General features: G+C 73.2%; 14 protein-coding genes. 11 read left to right on the forward strand and 3 right to left on the reverse strand.

All coding sequences use genetic code 11. The features are described 5' to 3' along the window. The first annotated feature begins 25 nt into the window (after positions 1 to 25). The gene (locus ACZ68L_RS14240; RefSeq protein ID WP_351078602.1) at positions 26 to 235 is read left to right on the forward strand and encodes a helix-turn-helix domain-containing protein; all 210 of its coding nucleotides are present in this window, start codon (positions 26 to 28) and stop codon (positions 233 to 235) included. After that, a complete protein-coding gene (locus ACZ68L_RS14245) occupies positions 235 to 810 on the forward strand; it encodes a Clp protease N-terminal domain-containing protein (RefSeq protein WP_469576995.1) in 576 nt (191 codons plus the stop codon). The genes ACZ68L_RS14240 and ACZ68L_RS14245 overlap by 1 nt, the downstream gene beginning before the upstream one ends. 205 nt (positions 811 to 1,015) lie before the next feature. Here ACZ68L_RS14245 and ACZ68L_RS14250 read toward each other — a convergent pair whose 3' ends face one another. Both ACZ68L_RS14250 and ACZ68L_RS14255 read right to left on the reverse strand, forming a co-directional pair. Continuing rightward, a complete protein-coding gene (locus tag ACZ68L_RS14250) occupies positions 1,016 to 2,011 on the reverse strand; it encodes a PadR family transcriptional regulator (protein WP_469576996.1) in 996 nt (331 codons plus the stop codon). Between the two features lies 1 nt (position 2,012). Continuing rightward, positions 2,013 to 2,870, reverse strand: coding sequence for a DUF4097 family beta strand repeat-containing protein (locus ACZ68L_RS14255; protein ID WP_469576997.1), 858 nt, complete (start codon positions 2,868 to 2,870; stop codon positions 2,013 to 2,015). 164 nt (positions 2,871 to 3,034) lie between these two features. Here ACZ68L_RS14255 and ACZ68L_RS14260 point away from each other — a divergent pair, with 164 nt between their 5' ends. After that, positions 3,035 to 3,883: a hypothetical protein gene (locus ACZ68L_RS14260; RefSeq protein WP_469576998.1), complete on the forward strand. Its 849-nt coding sequence runs from the start codon at positions 3,035 to 3,037 to the stop codon at positions 3,881 to 3,883. A gap of 106 nt (positions 3,884 to 3,989) precedes the next feature. Here ACZ68L_RS14260 and ACZ68L_RS14265 read toward each other — a convergent pair whose 3' ends face one another. Further along, the gene (locus tag ACZ68L_RS14265; protein WP_003961784.1) at positions 3,990 to 4,172 is read right to left on the reverse strand and encodes a DUF6104 family protein; all 183 of its coding nucleotides are present in this window, start codon (positions 4,170 to 4,172) and stop codon (positions 3,990 to 3,992) included. A 196-nt stretch (positions 4,173 to 4,368) separates the two neighbouring features. On the opposite strand from ACZ68L_RS14265, the gene ACZ68L_RS14270 reads away from it, so the two are divergent. From ACZ68L_RS14270 to fxsT, 8 genes are all read left to right on the forward strand, one after another. Continuing rightward, positions 4,369 to 5,139, forward strand: a complete 771-nt coding sequence (locus ACZ68L_RS14270) for a CU044_2847 family protein (RefSeq protein WP_469576999.1) — start codon at positions 4,369 to 4,371, stop codon at positions 5,137 to 5,139. Continuing rightward, on the forward strand, positions 5,136 to 7,247 hold the full coding sequence (locus ACZ68L_RS14275) for a VMAP-C domain-containing protein (RefSeq protein WP_469577001.1): 2,112 nt from the start codon (positions 5,136 to 5,138) through the stop codon (positions 7,245 to 7,247). Before ACZ68L_RS14270 ends, ACZ68L_RS14275 begins: the two co-directional genes overlap by 4 nt. A 106-nt stretch (positions 7,248 to 7,353) precedes the next feature. Next, positions 7,354 to 8,397, forward strand: a complete 1,044-nt coding sequence (locus tag ACZ68L_RS14280; RefSeq protein WP_469577002.1) for an AAA family ATPase — start codon at positions 7,354 to 7,356, stop codon at positions 8,395 to 8,397. Positions 8,398 to 8,509: 112 nt separating this feature from the next. After that, the gene (locus ACZ68L_RS14285) at positions 8,510 to 12,043 is read left to right on the forward strand and encodes an SAV_2336 N-terminal domain-related protein (RefSeq protein ID WP_469577003.1); all 3,534 of its coding nucleotides are present in this window, start codon (positions 8,510 to 8,512) and stop codon (positions 12,041 to 12,043) included. Between the two features lie 140 nt (positions 12,044 to 12,183). After that, a complete protein-coding gene (gene fxsA, locus ACZ68L_RS14290) occupies positions 12,184 to 12,573 on the forward strand; it encodes an FxSxx-COOH cyclophane-containing RiPP peptide (RefSeq protein WP_469577005.1) in 390 nt (129 codons plus the stop codon). A gap of 232 nt (positions 12,574 to 12,805) precedes the next feature. Further along, entirely contained in the window at positions 12,806 to 13,969 is a 1,164-nt protein-coding gene (locus ACZ68L_RS14295) for an FxsB family cyclophane-forming radical SAM/SPASM peptide maturase (RefSeq protein ID WP_469577251.1), read from the forward strand. Continuing rightward, entirely contained in the window at positions 13,966 to 15,357 is a 1,392-nt protein-coding gene (locus ACZ68L_RS14300) for an aKG-HExxH-type peptide beta-hydroxylase (RefSeq protein WP_469577007.1), read from the forward strand. The genes ACZ68L_RS14295 and ACZ68L_RS14300 overlap by 4 nt, the downstream gene beginning before the upstream one ends. A gap of 81 nt (positions 15,358 to 15,438) precedes the next feature. Beyond that, positions 15,439 to 18,432, forward strand: coding sequence for an FxSxx-COOH system tetratricopeptide repeat protein (gene fxsT / locus ACZ68L_RS14305; protein ID WP_469577008.1), 2,994 nt, complete (start codon positions 15,439 to 15,441; stop codon positions 18,430 to 18,432). Positions 18,433 to 18,519: the final 87 nt, after the last annotated feature.

Raw genomic sequence — 18,519 nt, forward strand, 5'->3', positions numbered from 1 at the left:
AGTCGTGTCAACGTAAGTTGACATCATGACCGAAGCAACGGATCTCGCCGCGCGTGCCGGCGACCACGACCCCCGGGTGGGCCTGCGGGCGGTCGCCGCGCTGCGACGGCTGCTGGAGCAACTCGAAGCCGTACAAGTCGCAAGCGCCCGCGCGAAGGGCTGGTCGTGGCAGGAGATCGCGGCCGAGCTGGGGGTCAGCCGGCAGGCCGTGCACAAGAAGTACGGGAGGCATTGATGTTCGAACGATTCACCAGGAGCGCACGGGCGACCGTGACCGGCGCGGTGACCCACGCGGAACGCGCCGACGCCGGATCGATCACCGAGGAGCACCTGCTGCTCGCCCTGCTGGACCAGGAAGGCGGCCGGGCGTCGTTCGCCGCCACGGCGCTGGGGCTCACGGACCGCAGGGCGTCGGTGGAGGCGGCGCTGGCCGATGCGCGCAGACGCGGCGGTATGACCAGGGCCGACGCCGACGCGCTCGCCGGTATCGGCATCGACCTCACCGCGATCGTCGCCCGGGTCGAGGAGGCGCACGGCGAGGGAGCCCTGCGGGGCGACGGCAAGGACCGGCGCCGGCGGGCGGGCAGACGCCCGTTCACCCGGGAGGCCAAGGGAGTCCTGGAGAAGTCGCTGCGGATCGCCCTGGGCCGCGGCGACCGGTTCATCGGCGAGGAGCACCTCCTGCTGGCCATGACCCTCGGTCCCGGCGTGGTCGCCGACGTCCTCGCCGAGCACGGCGCGACCTACGAGACGGTCGACCGCGCGCTGTACGGGGACGGCGGCGCGGGGCGCGTGCGGAAGGCGGGCTGAGGGGCCTCCGGGGGAGACGGGGCGGGAGGGGCCGGAGCGGCGGGCGGCACGGCGGAGCCCGGGGAGTGCCCCGGGCTCCGTGCCGGTCCCTGTCCGTGGCGGTCGCGACTCCGTGCCGGCCCCTGGTCCGCGCCGGTTTCCGTTCCGTGCCGGCCTTTGTTCCTCGCGGTCCCCGTTCCTCGCGGTCCCCGTTCCGCGCCGCTCCCTACTCCGCGCCGTCGGTCTCCTTCCGCAGCAGCGCTCCGATATGGGCCGCCGCCGTCGACAGGTGGCGGCGGGCCTCCGTCAGTTGCTCTTCGGTGACGCCCCGGTCACGGGCCGCGTCGCGGATGTCGTCGCGGAAGCGGTCGAGCAGGCGGTCCAGGTCACGGGCCGGGTCGCCGGTGGCGGCGGTGTCCTTGCCCCACTCCGGGTCGGCACCGGCGGGTTCCGGCTTGATGTACGGGGGCCAGGTGCCCGTCCTGGCGAAGCTGCCCAGCTGGCCGGTGATCTCGGCCAGCCCCTCGCGTACGCCGGAGGGCCAGTCGCCCCGCGCGAAGTGCTCCTGGACCTGGCGGGCCGCGTTCTGCATCTGCTCGCGCGCCCTGTCCTGGGCCTCCTTGGCCTGACGGCGGGCCTGCTGGGCGTCCTCGCGGGCGCGACGGGACTCGTCCTTCGCCCGGCGGGCCTGCTCCTTCCACTCCTGCTTGGCCTTGCGCAGCTCATCCTTCGCGGCGCGCCACGCCTCCTTGTCGCCGAGGTCCCCGAGGTCACCGAAGACGGACTCCCGGTCGCCCGTGCGGCCGGTACCGGTGCCGGTGGAGTTGGAGGTGTGCCGGGTCTCGTGCGCCGCGGCCCGCATCTCGCTGCGCAGCTTGCCCGCGGCGCCGCGTACGTCGTCCCGTATCTCGGCGGCCAGTTCGGAGACGGAGTCCCGGATCTCCATTTCCAGATCGGCCAGTTCGCCCGTGCGGCCGGCCAGTTCGGCGCGGCCCGCGTCGGTGATCGAGTAGACCTTGCGGCCGCCCTCGGTGGCGTGGGTGACGAGACCCTCGGCCTCCAGTTTGGCGAGGCGCGGATAGACCGTGCCCGCCGAGGGCGCGTACAGGCCCTGGAAGCGCTCCTCCAGGAGCCGGATCACCTCGTAGCCGTGGCGCGGGGCCTCGTCGAGCAGCTTCAGCAGATAGAGGCGGAGACGCCCGTGGGCGAATACGGGAGGCATGTCAGAGCACCTTTCCGGTCGGCGCGGCATCGTGCAGATCGTCCTCGGCCGGCGGGCGGCACAGCAGGGCGATCGACCCCGAGACGGTCGTCGCGCGCAGCTTCCCGGTCCCGGCGCCGAGCGTGCCGGTGATCTTCTTCGCCCCCCACTGGCCGCTGACCCGCAGATCCTCGAAGCCGTTGGAGACGGCGCCGCTCGCGGTGTTCGCCTCGACCGTCGCGTCCGCCGGGTGCGGCAGTCGGATGGCGACCTCGCCGGACACAGTGGTCAGCCGGACGTCCGTGGGCTTCCCGGTCGGGTCCAGGTCCAGCACCATGTTGCCGCTGACGGATTCCGCCCGTACCGAGGCGCCCGCGCCCTCGACGACCGTCAGGTCGCCCGAGACCGTCTGGAAGCGCAGCTCACCGGTGACCGACTGGGCCTCCACGCTGCCGGAGACCGTCTCGGCCCGGACCGGGCCGGCGAGCCCGACGAGCGTGGTGTCGCCGGTGACGCCCCGTACGTCCGTACGTCCACGGATTCCGGAGACCACGGCCCCGGCGCCGACCACACCGACCTCCACCGTCGCCCCGGCCGGCACGGCGAGCGAGACGACCGCGCTGCGGTGCCAGCCCTTGCGGTCGAACCAATTGAGGAAGTCGTTCCACGGCAGACCCTCGTACGCGACCGTGAGGGTGCCGCCCTCCTGGGTCACGATCAGCGGCGGGCCCTCGATCGAGGAGACCTCCAGCCGGGCGGTCCGCTCCTCGGTGCCGACGACATTGACGGCGCCCCCGACGATGCGGACATTGAGCGAGTCCACGGGGTCGTCGAAGGTCAGCTTCTGGGGCTCGTTGATGGCCCATGTCGACACAGGCATGGATCTGACCTCCTGGGACACACCGAATGACGCAACATATCGCGTCTCTTGCAGGACACGATATATCGCGGATCGGGGAAGTCAAGGGGAGTCGCGATGGCGCCGATCGCCCCCTGCGCGTCAAATGGCACCAAACAGGGGCGAATTACCCTAGCGTGTGAGGCATGAACGCGACATCCCCCGTGGGGGCGCTGCTGCTGTGCCGTACCGAACCCGAGAACGTACGGACGGTGGCCCATCTGCTGCGCGAGCGGATGCTGCTCGCGCCCGCCGGGGACGGGTGGTCCGTCCTCGTCCCCGAGGGAAGGCCCTGGCGGGACGGTGGCGAGGGGGGTGCGGACACGGAGCCGGTCGACCGGGTCGTGGCGGGCTGGGCCGCCGCGCTCGCTGTCGGCTCGACCTGGCCCGTCCTCGCGCTGTGGTGGGACGGCGACCGGGCCGGCCACACGCTGGCGTACGGATTCCGCCGCCCGGTCGGCTACGTCTGGCTCGCGGACGGCACTCCGGTCGGGGAGGACGAGGCGATGCGTACGTTCGCCGAGCGGTTGGGCCTCGACCCCGTGCTGGATGTCCAGGCGCTCGAAGAGCTCATCCGCCCGGACCCGGACGCCGATGCCCGCATCCGGCTGCGCGGGCTGCTCGCCGTCCTCACCCGGATCGGGCTGAGCCTCCCGCCCGGCCTGGATCCGGACACGCCCGGCGACCGGCTGTACGCGGAGGCCGACGGCCGACCGGAAACCGAATCGATCAGCTGGGCCGGTCGGCGCGAGGCGGTGCGGGCCCAACTCGACGCGGTCGGGAACAGCCGCCTCGGTCCCTGGATGCGGGGCCCCAGGGCTCGCGTACTGGGCGGCGCCCAGGTGGCGGCCGGACTCCCGCTCGCCCTCTGGGGGATCGGGCGCCGCAGCGGCGGCTGGGCCTTGGCCGGAGCGCTGCTGATGGCGCACGGGGCGCTCGGCCTCGCGTACGACCGCTTCAGGGCCGAGAGGACCGGGATCGTCGCAACGGACTGATCAGCGGTCGGAACGGATCGACCAGGGGCCGGAGCGGGCCGATCAGAGGTCGGAAGCGGATCGATCAGGGGTCGGAACGGATCGATCCGGGGTTGGAACGGATCGGTTACTCGTCCTCGTCCTCGTCGTCGAGGCGGGCCAGCCAGGTGGCGAGGCGCTCGACCGGCACCTCGAAGTCGGGATTGAGATCGACGAACGTACGCAGCTGCTCGGCGAGCCACTCGAAAGTGACCTCTTCCTCGCCTCGCCGCTTCTCCAGCTCCTCGATACCGCGGTCGGTGAAGTACATGCGGCAAGCCTAATGCCTGGTGACAGCCCCACGACGGCCGGGAGCGCACCCCCCGGCGCGGTCCGCGACGGCCGCGCGGAGCCACGGCGAACCCGCCGAGAACCGGTCGGCGGCGTTCCGGCGTCATGGTCCATGTGTCTCGCATCGGCCGCGTACTGCCGTTAGCCTGCGGGTAGTTGGGGGAACGGGGGGTTTCATGGGTGACAGCGAGGCCCGTATCACGCGCATCGAGATGCCGGACGGCACACCGGTCTGGGCGCGGATCTCCGGGGCGGAGGAGCTGGCCGAGTCCGCCCGGGGTCCGGCGTTCACGGACATCGGGTACGAGGACTTCGCCGAGCGCGTGCAGGCCCGGGTCGAGAGCCTGCAGGCGGTCGTGACCAGCGTCGCGCGTTCGCTTGCCGAGCCACTGCGAGCGGTGCGGCCCGACGAGGTCAGCGTCGAGTTCGGCATCGAGCTCACCGCGAAGGCGGGCAAGGTCGTCGGCCTCCTCGCGGACGGCGAGGCCAAGGGCGGCATCAAGGTCACGCTGACGTGGAACGGCGGAGGCCCGCCCGTCGATCCGCCGATCCCGGCGCAGAGCGGGGCGCGGGGAGCGGGACAGACCATGGCGCCCCCGCCCCAGCACACCGCGCCGCCCCCCGCTCCCGGCGCGCACACCGCGCCCCGTCCCGCCCCCGGCGCGCAGGCCGCACTGCATGGGCCGCCGCAGCCACAACCCTCCCCGCCCATGCCGCCCCCGCCCTCCTCGCCGCCCGCACATCCGCCCGTGACTGCGGCGCCCCCGGACCCAGGCGTATCCGCGGGGACCCCGAGCACAGGCGTGCCCGGGGCACCCCCGGACGACGGCGAATCCCCGGGGCCCCCGGATGCGGATGCCCTCGCGGGGATCCCGGGCGCCGGTGCATCCACCGGCGCACCGGCGCATCCCGACGGGGCCGGGCCGGGCGCCGGAAGCCGCTCATGACGCAGCCGCCGGGCAGGGGCGCAGGGGGCGGCTCGGAGAGCACGTACCGTGCGCTGGCGGGCCTCGTGATGGCCGCGACCGTACGCATCCATCGCCCGGAGCCCGGGTATGCCCCTGACGGATCCGACCGCGGCTTCCTGGGGAGCGGCTTCTTCATCGCCCCGAGCTGGGTCCTCACGTGCGCGCACGTGGCGATGGAGGGGGAGGGGCGTCAGGTGAGCGTGGTGTTCAAGCCGGACCCGGGCAGCGCCGAGACCGCGGTCGAGGGAATCGTGGTCGCCGCCCTGCCCGAGGGCCGTCACGGCCCGGCCGGGCCGGGCGAGGTGCGGGTTCCGGCGCCCTCGGGCGGCTGGCCGGCCCCCGACCTCGCGCTCATCCGGCTGCTGAGGCCCGTCGAGCACCCCTGCGTGTACGTCACCGAACGCCCGGCGGGCATGTTCGGCGGCGGCTCGGTCCTCTACACCGGGTGGACCGGCGGCGGATCGGGGCAGCTGACCCGGTTCAGCGGGCGCTGCCAGGTGATGGGCACCTTCGGCGACTGGGCCGAGGACGACGAACAGATGCGGCTCGACGGCGACCGGATGTACCCGGGCCTGTCCGGCGGACCCGTGGTGGACCTGGCCCGCGGCGAGGTCGTCGGCGTACTCAAGTCGCGGTCCGACGGCACGACCGGCGGGACCTCGATCGGCGTCGAGCGACTGCGCACGCTGCCCGTGCCGCCCGGGGCCGTCGCCACCGAGTCCGACGACCCCTACCAGGCGGTGTTCCACGCCCACGACCGCTACCATGCCGACCGGCACGGCAGCCCGGTCGGCACCGAGCGGACCTGGGCCGACCTCCAGCGCGAACTGGGCGCCGGAGCCGGGCTCGCACTCAGCCCGCAGCAACGCGTCGACCTGCTCGGCCGGCTCGCCGAACTCCCGCCGCCGCTCAGCACCCGCAGCCTCCTCGACCTCCTGGACCGGCTGCCCGACACCCACCCGACTGAGCACCACGCGGCACCACGCGGCTGGCGCGACGGACTGGGGACGCTGTACGACGCCCCCGGCGGCGACAGCGCGCTGGAACTGATCCTGCGCTACTGCATGAGCGCGCTCTCCGCCGAACGCCCCTACGTGCTGCCGTCCACCCAGCTCGCCGAGGCCTCCCTGTGGGACTGGGTGAAGCGGATGGCCGAGGACCGGCTCTCCCGCAAGTTCCGCCATGAGCTCGCCGGGCTCCGGCACAACGGCCGGCTCACCCCCGACCGCGAGCATCCGCGTATCCCGGCGCCGGCACTCGAACCCACCAGGACCCGCGGCGCTCCGTGCGTCCTGCTGCAGCTGGAGCCGCGCGGCTGGGAACGGGACCGGTACGACTGGCGGATCGGCGTCGTCCAGCACGCCGGGGACGTCCTGCCGGTCGCCGAGGACAGCCGGGGCACCGCACTGGAGGCACTCCCGGCCCGGCTCGCCGGGCCGCTGGCGGAGGCGTTCCGGCGGTGCGACGCACCCGACGACCCCGCGGTGCTCCAGGTCGCCGTCCCGCAGTCCCTCATGGACCTGGAGGTCGACGGATGGCACGTGCCGCCCGACGGGCGGCCGCTCGGAGTGCTGCGCCCCGTGGTCATCCGCCGCCTGGACCAGCGACCGCGGCCGGCCGACGGCGGGCCCGACGAGCGCGAGGCGCGCTGGAACCGGACCATGACGGCCCCGATGCGGGCCGCCGTCGTCGACTGCGAGGACGGAATGCGGGTACCCGTAGCCGTGGCGGAGGAGCTGCGCGCACTGGCGTACGAGACCGTCCCGGTGCTCTGCAGATACGGGGACCGGCCCGACCCGGAGACCGCGGCCGGTCTCGGACGGGTGCTCGACGGGGGTTTCGGGGTGGCCCTGTGGCGGCGCCGGGCGGCCGAGCCCGCCGCCGTCTGTACGGATTTCCACCGGCGCGCCGCCGAGTCGGTCTCCGGGGCCCGCACGGCCGATCAACTGCCGAAGACGGTCCATGAACTGAGACGGGGGGTACGCGCGGCCCGTACGGAGACGTACTGGTCGGACGGCGTCGCCCTCTACTGGGATGATCCGCACCACCCACTGCCCGGCTCCGACCAGTTCCTGGAGGCGCCATGAGGGACGACCGCGCCGGCCGGACCCTTACGGGGCGTACATCGGATCGCTACCGTGATGCACGTTCGACTGCTTCCCCTGGCGGACGAGTGACGACGAGGAACACGCTATGAGTGAACCAGGCGAGTGGCTCATCTACCGAGGGGCCGGCGAACCGCACGAAGGCATCGAGCAGTTGCCGCCCCCGCCGCCGTGGCGGGACTTCGCGGGCCGTGGTGCGTCGGATCCCGACGAGCACGGCGGGGACGGGAGCGCGGACGGATCGGCCGATCGTCGACTCGGGGGCCACCGGCACATCGCCGAACTCCATCGGCCGGGCGCCGAAGAGCTCGAAATGATCAATGCCGCGCTCTATCTGCGTCGTCCGCTGCTGGTCACCGGCAGCCCGGGGGCCGGAAAGAGCACGCTGGCCCACTCCGTCGCCCATGAGCTGGGGCTCGGCCGGGTCCTGCGCTGGCCCATCGTCAGCCGCTCGACGCTCCAGGACGGGCTCTACCACTACGACGCGATCGCCCGGCTCCAGGACGTGCAGATCGCCGCCCACAGCGCGGCGGCCGGGGCGGCCGGCGTCGAATCGGCGGAGAGTGTCGGCAGCTACATCCGGCTCGGTCCGCTGGGCACCGCGCTGCTGCCCTCGGACCGGCCGCGCGTACTGCTCATCGACGAGCTCGACAAGAGCGACATCGATCTGCCCAACGACCTGCTCAACGTGCTGGAGGAGGGCGAGTTCGCCATCCCCGAGCTGGAACGGATCACCGACCGGCTGCCCGGCGGCGAGGCGGAGGTCCTCGACGACGACGGCAACAAGGTGAAGGTGAGGGGAGGCCGGGTGCAATGCCGGTCCTTCCCGTTCGTGGTGCTCACCAGCAATGGCGAGCGGGACTTCCCGGCACCCCTGATGCGCCGCTGTATCCACCTGGAGCTCGGCCGCCCCGACCACCAGCGGCTCGCGACCTTCGTCCGTGCCCACCTCGGCGACGAGGCGGCGCGCTCCGGGGACGATCTCATCGCCCACTTCCTGGAACGCTCCCGCAGCGAACTCCTCGCCACCGACCAGCTGTTGAACGCGATCTACCTCACCGACGCCGCCTCGCCGGCCGGCCGCGACCGCCTCGCCGACCTGCTCATCCAGCGACTCGACCGGCCGAGGTGATGAGCTGATGGCCGGTGGCGCGGCGCGGCACGGACCGGATGGTGGGCCCGGTCCCGACGACGGTCCGGGCGAGGGAGCGGGGCCTCACGGCGGCGAGGCGCCGGGTGAGGCCGTGGGGGATCACGCGGCCCAGGTTTCCGGACCGGCCGCGGGACCGGCCGCGGGACCGGCACCGGAATCGGCGTCGGGACCGGGAGCGGAGTCGGGACCGGCCTCGGGACCGGAAACGGCGTCGGGACCGGCGCGGCACTCGGGTTCTCTGCCGTACGGCGGCGGCCTGCTGCCCGCGTTCGTGGCCCGGCTGCGCGAGGCCGGGCTCGACCCCGATGCCGAACAGCTCTGCGACGCCCTCTGGCTGGCCCGCTGGACCCGTCACCCCGACGCGCCGGACGACGAGGGCGACGAGGCCGGGCCGCCGCTCCACTCCGAGCGGGCGCGGGAGAACCGGGAGGCCGAGCGCCCCACCTTGCCGGTGACCGGCCGCGACGAAGCCCCGGCCCCCGTGGCGGACGACGACGAGCCGGTGGAGGAGCAGGGCCTCGGCGACGACGACCGGCGGATCCACCTCTACCCCGTACCCCGCACGCGGCCACCCGCCGGTCCCCGTCCGGACGGCTCGGGCGGGCGCGGGCGTGGCACCACCGGGGGAGGGCGGGCGAGAGCGCTCGCCCTCGGGGTGCCCGCCGCCCCTGCCCTGCCCGCGCCGCTCGAACTCCAGCGGGCCCTGCGCCCGTTGCAGCGATACCGCCCGGCGGCTCCGCCGCTGCGCCGCACCCTCGACGAGACGGCGACCGCGGAGCTCAGCGCCCGGTCCGGCGGGATGATCATGCCGGTCTTCCGTGGTGCGTCCCGGGGGGAGGCACTCGTGCAGTGCGTCATGGACGCCTCGTCCTCGATGCTGGTGTGGGACCGGATGTTCGGAGAAATCCAGCAGATATTCGGCCAGTTGGGCGCCTTCCGGGATGTGCAGGTGCGCTATCTGCACCAAGGGCCCGACGGTGCGGCCGCGGTGAGCCGCAGCCCTGATCCTGCCGCCGCACCCCTGAACTCCGCGGACCGGCTGAGCGATCCGACCGGTCGCCGTGTCACCGTTCTGGTCAGCGACTGCGCGGGTCCGCTCTGGCACAGCGGCCGGGCCCACCGTCTGCTGCACCAGCTGGCCCGACAGGCGCCGGCGGCCGTGCTCCAGCCCCTGCCGCAGCGGATGTGGAACCGGACCAGGCTGCCGGTCACCTACGGTTCGCTGTCCCGTGGCGAGGGGCCGAGCGGAGCCGCCGTACTGAAGGTCACGGAGCATGCCGGTACGGGGCCCGCCGTGCATCCGGGAGCCCTGGCGATTCCCGTGCTCCCGCCGGTGGAGGGCGCGTTGGCGGCCTGGGCGAGGCTGCTGTCCGGCACCGGCGCGGGGCAGATCTCCGGAGCCGTCGGCTGGGTGCGGGCCGATCAGCCCGCGGCGGCCGCACAGCGTCCCGGTGACGGGCTGTCCTCGCTCCAGTTGGTCAGCCGCTTCCGCTCGGCGGCCTCCCCGGTCGCCGGACAGCTGGCCGTCTATCTCGCGGCGGCCCCGTTGTACCTGCCGGTGATGCAGTTGGTGCAGCGCACGATGCTGCCGCACTCGGGGCCGTCCGAACTCGCCGAGGTGCTGCTGAGCGGACTGCTGTCACGGAGCAAGGGCGAGGACGGAGTCGAGGACGGCGGCCAGTGGTACGAGTTCGCGCCCGGAGTCCGGGAGGCGCTGCTCGGCCCGCTGGGCCGGGACGAGGCGCTGCTCGTGCTCAAGCACTGCTCGCAGTACATCGAGCAGCGGTTCGGCAAGGGCGGGCCGAACTTCCCGGCCCTGGCCTTCGCCCAGCTCGGCGAGGGCCGGTACGGCCCGTCGCGGGCCACCCACACCACGGACACCCTGGGGAACGGCGCGCCCGACGGGGAGTTCGAAGAGGGTGACGAGAACGGGGAGGGCGGCACAGGCGGCGGGTCGCGCGTCCCCCACCCCTTCGCCGAGGTCGCGGTCCGCGTACTGGAGCGATTCATGCCCCTGCCCGAGCAGTTCGTGACGGAGACCGGCCGGGACGCCCACCGAGGCTCCGTCCAGACACCGAACGCGGCGGTGGAGAGCGCCCGCGTCCTGGTACGGCACTTCGAATCGGACAGCATGGTGCAGTACCTGATCGACGCCGTGCAACTGCTGCGGAGCGCCACGGAGCGCGAGGAACAGCCGGGCGCCGACCCCGAGCTGTGGGCGGAGTACTCGCGCTGCGTCCTGCGGCTGTGGGAGGTGCAGGGGGACGCCGAGCTGCTCCGCGAGGCGGAGTACGCCGCCGAACGGGCCGCCGCGCACCCCGGAGCGGTGCGCGAACGCGCCGTCCTGGCCAAGGTGTTGCACGCCGCAGCGGACGACCGGCGGCGGCGCGGCGACCGGCGCGGCGCGCTGGACCTGCTGCGCCGCGCCGACCGCGAGTACACGGCAGCCTGCTCGGACCCCGGTCTGGAACCCGCCGAGGCACTCCGGCTCACCCTGGAGCGGGTCCGGGCCCTGGAGGCGCAGTGGCGGCTCGACGGCGACACCGCTCTGCTGCAGGCCGCGTACGGCATGCTGGAGGCGTTCGCCGACGTCTGGCCCGACCAGGAGAACCGGCCCACCGCCCTGCCGCTGGCTCACGGCCGCACCCTGCTGAAACTGGCCGGGGCCACCGTCGACACCGAACAGTCCCGGGTGTACGCCGGTCAGGCGGCACGCTCCTTGCGGACGGCGTTCGAACAGGGCGGCGGCCGGCACACCATGGGAACCGAGGTGCGCATCCTGCTGGACCTGGTGGACGCCCTGCTCGGCTCGGGCGAGGAACCGGACGAGGCCGCGACGCTGATCGAGCAGGCCCTGGAGACCGTGCGGGAGCAGCGGCAGCGCGCCCTGCTCCAGACCCGCGCGGGCCGAGTCCGCGTCGCGCGTTACGAACACACCGGCGACCCGGACGCTCTCGTCGAGGCGGCCGACTGGTTCGCCCGCGCCGCGCGCGGCGTCCCGCGCGACTCGCAGGCCCACGCCGATCTGCTCGCCGAGTGGGGCGGCACGCTGCTGCGCCGCGCCCGACTGCCCGACGGCCGCGCGTACATCGGTGCCGCGGTACGGGTGTTGCGGGACTGCCGTACGGAGACGGCGACGGGGGGTACACGCCAGGCCGAGCGGCTGCTGATGCTGGGCCGGGCGCTGATGCTGCGGCACCGCGCCACCGAGGACCGGGTCGACCTGCGGGAGGCCGAGCATCTCTTCGGGCTCGCCGCCCAGGAGGCCACCGACCCGCTGACCGCGGCGCGCTGCTGGCTGGAACTGGGCCTGTCCCACCTGGACGCCTCCCGGGTGCTGCGCCGCCCGGCCCGGCTCGACGAGGCGGCCGAGGCGTTCCGGGACGCCGCCGAGGCGGCCCGCACGGCAGAAGCGGAGCTGGATAGTCCGCAACAGCGCCAAGAAGCAGTCGAGTTGGGTGCTACAGCCAACCATTGGCGGGGTATGACCTACGAAAGAGCGGGACGCCCTCGGGCCGCACGCGAGGCGTACCGGGCGGCCCGTCAGGAATGGCGCAAACTGCCGGACGGCGGCGGCGCGGCGGGCGAGTCGACCGCCGGGCGGCTGGCGGAGCTGGAGCGCTGACTGTTCGACGAAGAGCACTCGGCGATCTGATGTCGGGGTGATGCACGCCGTGTGCGACCGGCGTACGACCGACGCCGGTCGGCGGCGCCCGCAGCCAGGCGTATGCCCGGCTGTGCGGGGCATCGGTACAGGAGCGACGGGTGTCCACGGCCCGCATCGACGCCATGGGCGGGCGCGCGGGCACCCTTCGTGAACACGGCAGGGGCGAACGCGGTGCGGGCGCCGGTGCCGTGCGAGCAGGGACACGCGAGTCAGGGACGCGGGCTCGACGGGATGCGCTCAAGGGCGAGCACATCACCGGCGGCTCGATGCGGCGGTTACGGGGAGACATGATGAGCGAGTCGATACGCGACGACGGGCCGGACGAGGGATCGCCCAACGGGCCGGATGCATTGCCGGATCTGCTGGAGCTCGATCTGGAGGCCCTGCGGACACTGAACCACCCGGTGCTCTGCGAAGTGGTCGCGGACCTGCGCGGCCGGGCCGAACAGCCGCGGGAGATGCTGTGGGGATTCACCAACGCCTTCTGAGCCGGGGCGCCGGGCTGCCTCGCCGGAAGGGGCCGCACGATTTCGGTCCGGGGCCCGGTTGAACAGGACATCGTGGTCCGGGACCGGTTTGCCCGCACGGCAGGCCAGGGATACTCGCCACGGGTCGGCAACGGGGGCCGTCCCCGGGGACGTACAGCACGGGGGTGCCGGAGTGTCTCTACAGGCGACGCCGCGCGCGCCCCGGCGCCCGGGGTCCCACGCCGACGGCCGAATACCGCTTCCCTTCGGTCAGTTCATCGTCAAGGTGCACGGGCGCTGCAATCTGGCCTGCACCTACTGCTATCTCTACGAGGGCCCGGACCGGACCTGGCGTGATCGCCCGCCCGCCGCCGCACCCGCCGTTCTGGACCGCGCGGCGGAGCGGATCGCCGAACACGCGGCGGCCCACGGACTGAGCGGCGCGGCCCTCGTCCTGCACGGCGGCGAACCCCTCCTCGCGGGCGTCGACCGGCTGGCCGCCCTCTCCGACCGGGTCCGCGACCTGGTGCCCGCGGGCTGTACCGTCCACGCCACCGTGCAGACCAACGGCACCCTGCTCACCGATGCGCGCGTCGCCGCTCTCGCCCGGCACGGCATACGCGTCGGCATCAGCCTCAACGGCGGTCTGGCCGCCCACAACACCCGGCGTACCGACCGCGCCGGACGCCCCTCCTGGCCCGCCGCCTCGCGTGGCGCCCGGCTGCTGGCCGACCGGTACCCCGGCGCGTACGCCGGCATCCTCACCGTCGTCGACCCCCGGACCGATCCGATCGAGACGTACGAGTCGCTGCTCGCCCTGCGTCCACCGACCCTGGACCTGCTGCTGCCGCACGGCAACTGGACGAACCCCCCGCCGGGCCTGCCCGTCGCGGGGGCACCCCCCGCAGGGCCGGGATCGGGCCGCCCGACCCCGTACGGCGACTGGCTCACCACCGTCTTCGACCGCTGGTGGCGGGCCGGACGCCGGGAGACCCGGGTACGGCTCTTCGAGGAGTGCCTCGCCCTGCTGCTGGGTCTGCCCGCCGCCACCGAATCGCTCGGCCTCCAACCCGTCAACGCCATCGTCGTCGAGACCGACGGGACGATCGAACAGGTGGACTCCCTCAAGTCCGCCTATGACACGGCCGCCGCCACCGGGCTCGACATCTTCCGCCACAGCTTCGACGACGCCCTGCGCCACCCCGGCGTCGCCGCCCGTCAGGCAGGCGCCGACGCGCTCGCCGACGCCTGCCGCGCCTGCCCGCTGCTGACCGTCTGCGGTGGCGGCCACTACGCACACCGCTACCACGCGGCCCATGGCTTCACCAACCCGTCGGTCTACTGCGCCGATCTCGAACGGCTGGTACGCCACATCGCGGGCCGGTTGTCCGACGCGACCGCAGGAGAACACCGATGATCCCCCCACTCCCGGACCACGCGCTCCACGAACTCGGCCGCACCGAGGGCGGGGCCGACACCCTCCGCCTGCTCGTACGCGACCAGGACACCCGACGGCTCCTCCTCCTGCGTGCCGTGCTCGACGCGGCCGAGGCGGCCCCCACGACCGTCCGCCCGCCCCGGCTGCTCGACCGGCTCCGTCAGGACTGGGCTCTGCTGGAGACGGCGGAACGCGCCGACCGGGCCGCCGCGCGCACCGTCCTGCTCCACCCCCTCGTCGGCCCCTGGGCACAGCGCTGCCTGCGCGGCCTCGCCGGTGTCGGCTCCCCTGCCGAACTCCGCGCGGACCTGGACCACTTGAGCGCTCTGGCAGCCGCGGCGGCGATCCGCGCCGGAATCGCGTTCACGGCCCGCCTCGCCGCTCACGGCGGGCTGCTGTCCCTGCCCACCCTGGGCGCCCTGCGCACGGCGTCCGGCCCGGTCGACATCGCCTTCTGCGGCAGTGACCTGACGATGCGTGCGGTCGAGGGCGGGCCGCCCCTGACCGCACACGCGCATCCGGACGGAACGACCTCCTCGGCCGACCCGCGCTGGCTGCCCGTGTTCGCCCTGCCCGCCGTGCCCGGCGGCGTCGGACCCGTACCCCTGGACGACGTCGATCCGTACCGCACCGACGGAGACGGGCTCCGGCGGCACGGACTGAGCGCCGCCACCCACATCGACGACCACGAACGCAAGGCCTGGGCCGAGTCCTGGTCCGGGGTGGGGCCGCTGCTCCGTATCGGCGGCGCACACCGCCTCACCGAAGCGGCCGTCCTGCTGCGCTGTCTGGTGCCGCTCGGCCCGCCCCCCGGCTCCGGGCCCGTCGGCGAGGGCGCGGCGCACTGCAGCGGCACCAGGCGCGAGGCGTTCGGCGCCGTCCTCAGCAGCAGACCGGCCACCCCCGCCTACTTCGTCTCGACCCTCGTCCATGAACTCCAGCACACCAAACTGGCCGCCCTCGGCTCCCTCGCGGCGCTGCACCACGAGGACGCGACACCGCGTCACTTCGCGCCCTGGCGCTCCGACCCGCGGCCCTTCGACGGCCTTCTCCAGGGCGCCTACTCGCACCTCGCGCTCGCCGACTACTGGCAGCGGTTCGCGCTCGCCGCACGGCGTGTCACCCACCGCGACCTGGCGTGGGCCGAGCACGCCCGCTGCCGCGAACAGGTCGGTGCCGTGCTGCCCGTGCTGGCGGGATCGGCGGCACTGACCCGTGAAGGCCGGGTAGTGGTCAACGAGATGATCACGCTCTACCACCGTCTGGACGATTGTCCGCCCCCGACGGGTCATCTCGCGCGGGCGCAGGCGTACGTGGCCACCACCAAGGTGATATGGCAGCAGAGGAACGGCTCGCGAACACAGTGAACAGCCCCCGCGACACCGGCCGGAGCGACCATGCTCCGGTGTATGTTGAAAAGGCTCGCATCGAGGCAGGGAGACGGTTGAATGCCCGGAACGCGTAAGCAAGTTGGAGCAACCGGGACGCAGACCGTCACCATCAGTTCGGCCGGTTTCAACCGTGCCTGGGCGGCGTGGATCGCGGACCGTCTGGAACGGCGTGGAGTGACGGTGGTCCAGCAGCGCTGGGACCCCCCGGTGGAGATCCCGCTGGAGGAGTCCCTGCGGGACCTGACCCTGTCCCGAGGCCAGGTTCTGGTGATCCTCAGCGACTGGTACTTCCAGCTCGGACCCCGTAGCCACGACGAGTGGAACAGGGCCCTGCGTGAGGTCGTCGCCCCTGATCCCGACCGCTTCGCCGCCGTCTCCGTCACCACCTCCGCGCTGCCCGGGGCCACCTCGGTCCTCGGCGCGGCCGACTTCACCAACGTCGGTGCCGACGAGGCCGAGCGGCGGCTGCTGACCCGCCTGGGCCTGCCCACGGACCCGCTGCCCGCCTCCGCCGAGACCCGGCCGGGCCCCCGCTACCCGGCCGACACTCCCGAGGTGTGGGGCGGGGTACCGCGCCGCAACACCCGGTTCACCGGGCGTGAGGAACTGCTCAGCAAGGCGTACCGGGCCCTCCAGGACGCCGGGCCCGGCGCCGGGGTCGTGACCTTGTACGGCATGTCCGGCGTCGGCAAGACCCAGCTGGCCGCGGAGTACGTCTACCGCTTCGGCTCCGAGTACGACGTGGTCTGGTGGGTGCCCGCCGACCGGCGGGCGCTCTACCGCCAGCGGCTCGCCGAACTCGCCCCCGAACTGGGCCTGTCCACCGGCGTCGAGTACGGCGAGCGGCTGCGCGCGGTACGGGACGCGCTGCGCCGCGGCGAACCGCACTCCCACTGGCTCCTCGTCCTCGACGGTGCCGACGAACCCGAACACATCTGGGACCTCGTGCCGACCGGGCCCGGGCACGTCCTCATCACCTCGCGCAACCCGGAGTGGGGCGAGCACAACAGCAACCTCGTCGAGGTACCCGTCTACAGCCGGGACGAGTCGGTCGCCTTCATCCGGCGCCGCGCCCCGCGCCTGACCCCCGCCGAAGCGGACCGGCTCGCCTACACGCTCGAAGACCTCCCGCTGCTCCTCGACCAGACCGCGGGCTGGCTGAACGACTCCGACCTCTCGGTCGAGGAGTACATCGAACTCCTCGAAGGCGGCATCGACCAGGACGTCGTCAAGGTCTCCGCGGACTTTCCGCTCGCCTTCCAGACCGCCTGGTCGATACTGCTGAACAAGCTCAAGGACACCGTCCCCGAGTCCGTCGACCTGCTCCGGCTGTGCAGTTTCTTCGCACCCGGCTCCATCCCCGTGCGGCTGCTGAAGGAAATGCCCGCCGGTGAGCTGCCGGAACAGGTCTCCGGCCTGATGAACGACCCGCTGCTGTGGAACAAGGCGATCGGCCAGCTCCGTCAGTACTCCGTGGTCCGGCTGGAGACCCACGAGTCGGCCGTCGACGAGTCGTCGTCCGGCGAATCGCTCTACATGCACCGCATGGTCCACCAGATCGTCGGCCACGACATGACGGAACGGGACCGTCGGGAGTTCATCGACGTGGTCCGCCGGGCTCTCGCCGCCGCGGACCCCGGCAGGCCCACCGACACCCGGCTGTGGCCCGCCTACGCCGAGATCACCCCGCACCTGAAATGGGCCGACGTGCTCAAGAGCACCGACCCGGCGGTGCAGACCCTGGTGCTCAACTGCCTGCGCTACATGTACCTCTCCGGGGAGTACCGGGCCGGCATCAAGCTGGGCGAACGCGCCATGAAGGCCTGGCGGGAGCTGCTCGGCGAGGATCACCCCAGGATCTGGGACCTCAGCTACCACTACGCCAACCTGCTGCGGGCCGTCGGAGACTACGCCGGCACGGAAGCGATCGAACGCGCCGCCGTGGACCATCTGCGCACCGAGCGCGGCGTACAGGATCTGGAACACCTGCGTGCCGCCGGAGGCCTCGCCGCCGACCTGCGGGGCCTCGGCCGGTACGACGAGGCACTGGAGATGTCCGGCTGGGTCCTCGCCGCCTACCGTGAGCTGCTGGGCGACCAGGACTCACGCACGCTCAACGCCCAGAACAACCTCGCCGTTTCGCTGCGGCTGCTCGGCCGCTACCAGGAGTCGCTGGAGCTCAACCAGCGAACTCTGGAAGCCCGTCGGCAGTTCTTGGGCCAGCGTCACAACTGGACCCTGTCCTCCCAGACCAGCTACGCCACCGACCTGCGCCTGCTCGGCCGCTACGGCGACGCGCTGTCGCTCCAGAACCAGAGCGTCCGGGTGCACCGGCTGGTGCTGGGCCACGACAATCCGCAGACCTTGCGAGCCGAATACAACCTCGCGCTGTGCCACTACCGTTCGGGAGAGCGCGCCACGGCCTCGGCCCTGTTCACCCGGGTGCTGGAGCGATGCGAACGGGTGCTGGGCGAGGACGACCCGCTGACCATGATGTTCTCGGCCGGCCAGAGCTGCTTCGCCCGCGAGCACGCGGACATCGACCAGGCCAGGGGCATAAGCGAGAAGGTCGTCGACGGCTATGTGAACATGCTCGGCGAGGACCACCCCTTCGTGGCGGGAACCCGGGCCAACCACGCCCTGATTCTGCGCAACGTGGGCGAGCGGGACCACGCCCACGCCCTGCTGGAAGGGGCCCTCGCCGCGTTGACACAGGCCGTCGGCGAGTACCACCCCTGGACCCTGGGGTGTGCCATCAACGCCTCGGCGCTGCGCAACCTGGTGGGAGACCCGGAATCCGCGGCCACGCTGACGGACGCGGTCATCACCAGGGCCACCGAGACTCTCGGGCGGACCCACCCGTTGACCCTCTCCGCCCGGATCGCGCACGCCGCGGACCTGCGCGGCGTCCGGGAGCGGCAGCGGGCCGAGAAGGTCGAGAACGAGGCGCTGGGCGACCTGGCGACCACCCTCGGCGCCCAGCATGTCCATACGGTCTCGGCCCGCTCGCGCAACCGCCCGTACTGGGACTTCGAGCCCCCGATCGTCTGAGACGAGGCGCCGTCCGCGCACCGGCGGCGCTCCGCACGGCGCCGACCACAGACCGAAGGGCCCGGCCCCGCGAGCAGCTCGCGGGAC

This window comes from Streptomyces sp. NPDC104309, assembly GCF_055584025.1.

Excerpts from the sequence above, each read along its gene's own strand:
- ACZ68L_RS14265 (WP_003961784.1), bottom strand. The coding sequence starts at position 4,172 with ATGTACTTCACCGACCGCGGTATCGAGGAGCTGGAGAAGCGGCGAGGC.
- ACZ68L_RS14250 (WP_469576996.1), bottom strand. The coding sequence starts at position 2,011 with ATGCCTCCCGTATTCGCCCACGGGCGTCTCCGCCTCTATCTGCTGAAG.
- ACZ68L_RS14245 (WP_469576995.1), top strand. The coding sequence starts at position 235 with ATGTTCGAACGATTCACCAGGAGCGCACGGGCGACCGTGACCGGCGCG.
- ACZ68L_RS14300 (WP_469577007.1), top strand. The coding sequence starts at position 13,966 with ATGATCCCCCCACTCCCGGACCACGCGCTCCACGAACTCGGCCGCACC.
- ACZ68L_RS14255 (WP_469576997.1), bottom strand. The coding sequence starts at position 2,870 with ATGCCTGTGTCGACATGGGCCATCAACGAGCCCCAGAAGCTGACCTTC.
- ACZ68L_RS14275 (WP_469577001.1), top strand. The coding sequence starts at position 5,136 with ATGACGCAGCCGCCGGGCAGGGGCGCAGGGGGCGGCTCGGAGAGCACG.
- fxsT (WP_469577008.1), top strand. The coding sequence starts at position 15,439 with ATGCCCGGAACGCGTAAGCAAGTTGGAGCAACCGGGACGCAGACCGTC.
- ACZ68L_RS14240 (WP_351078602.1), top strand. The coding sequence starts at position 26 with ATGACCGAAGCAACGGATCTCGCCGCGCGTGCCGGCGACCACGACCCC.
- ACZ68L_RS14260 (WP_469576998.1), top strand. The coding sequence starts at position 3,035 with ATGAACGCGACATCCCCCGTGGGGGCGCTGCTGCTGTGCCGTACCGAA.
- ACZ68L_RS14270 (WP_469576999.1), top strand. The coding sequence starts at position 4,369 with ATGGGTGACAGCGAGGCCCGTATCACGCGCATCGAGATGCCGGACGGC.
- ACZ68L_RS14280 (WP_469577002.1), top strand. The coding sequence starts at position 7,354 with ATGAGTGAACCAGGCGAGTGGCTCATCTACCGAGGGGCCGGCGAACCG.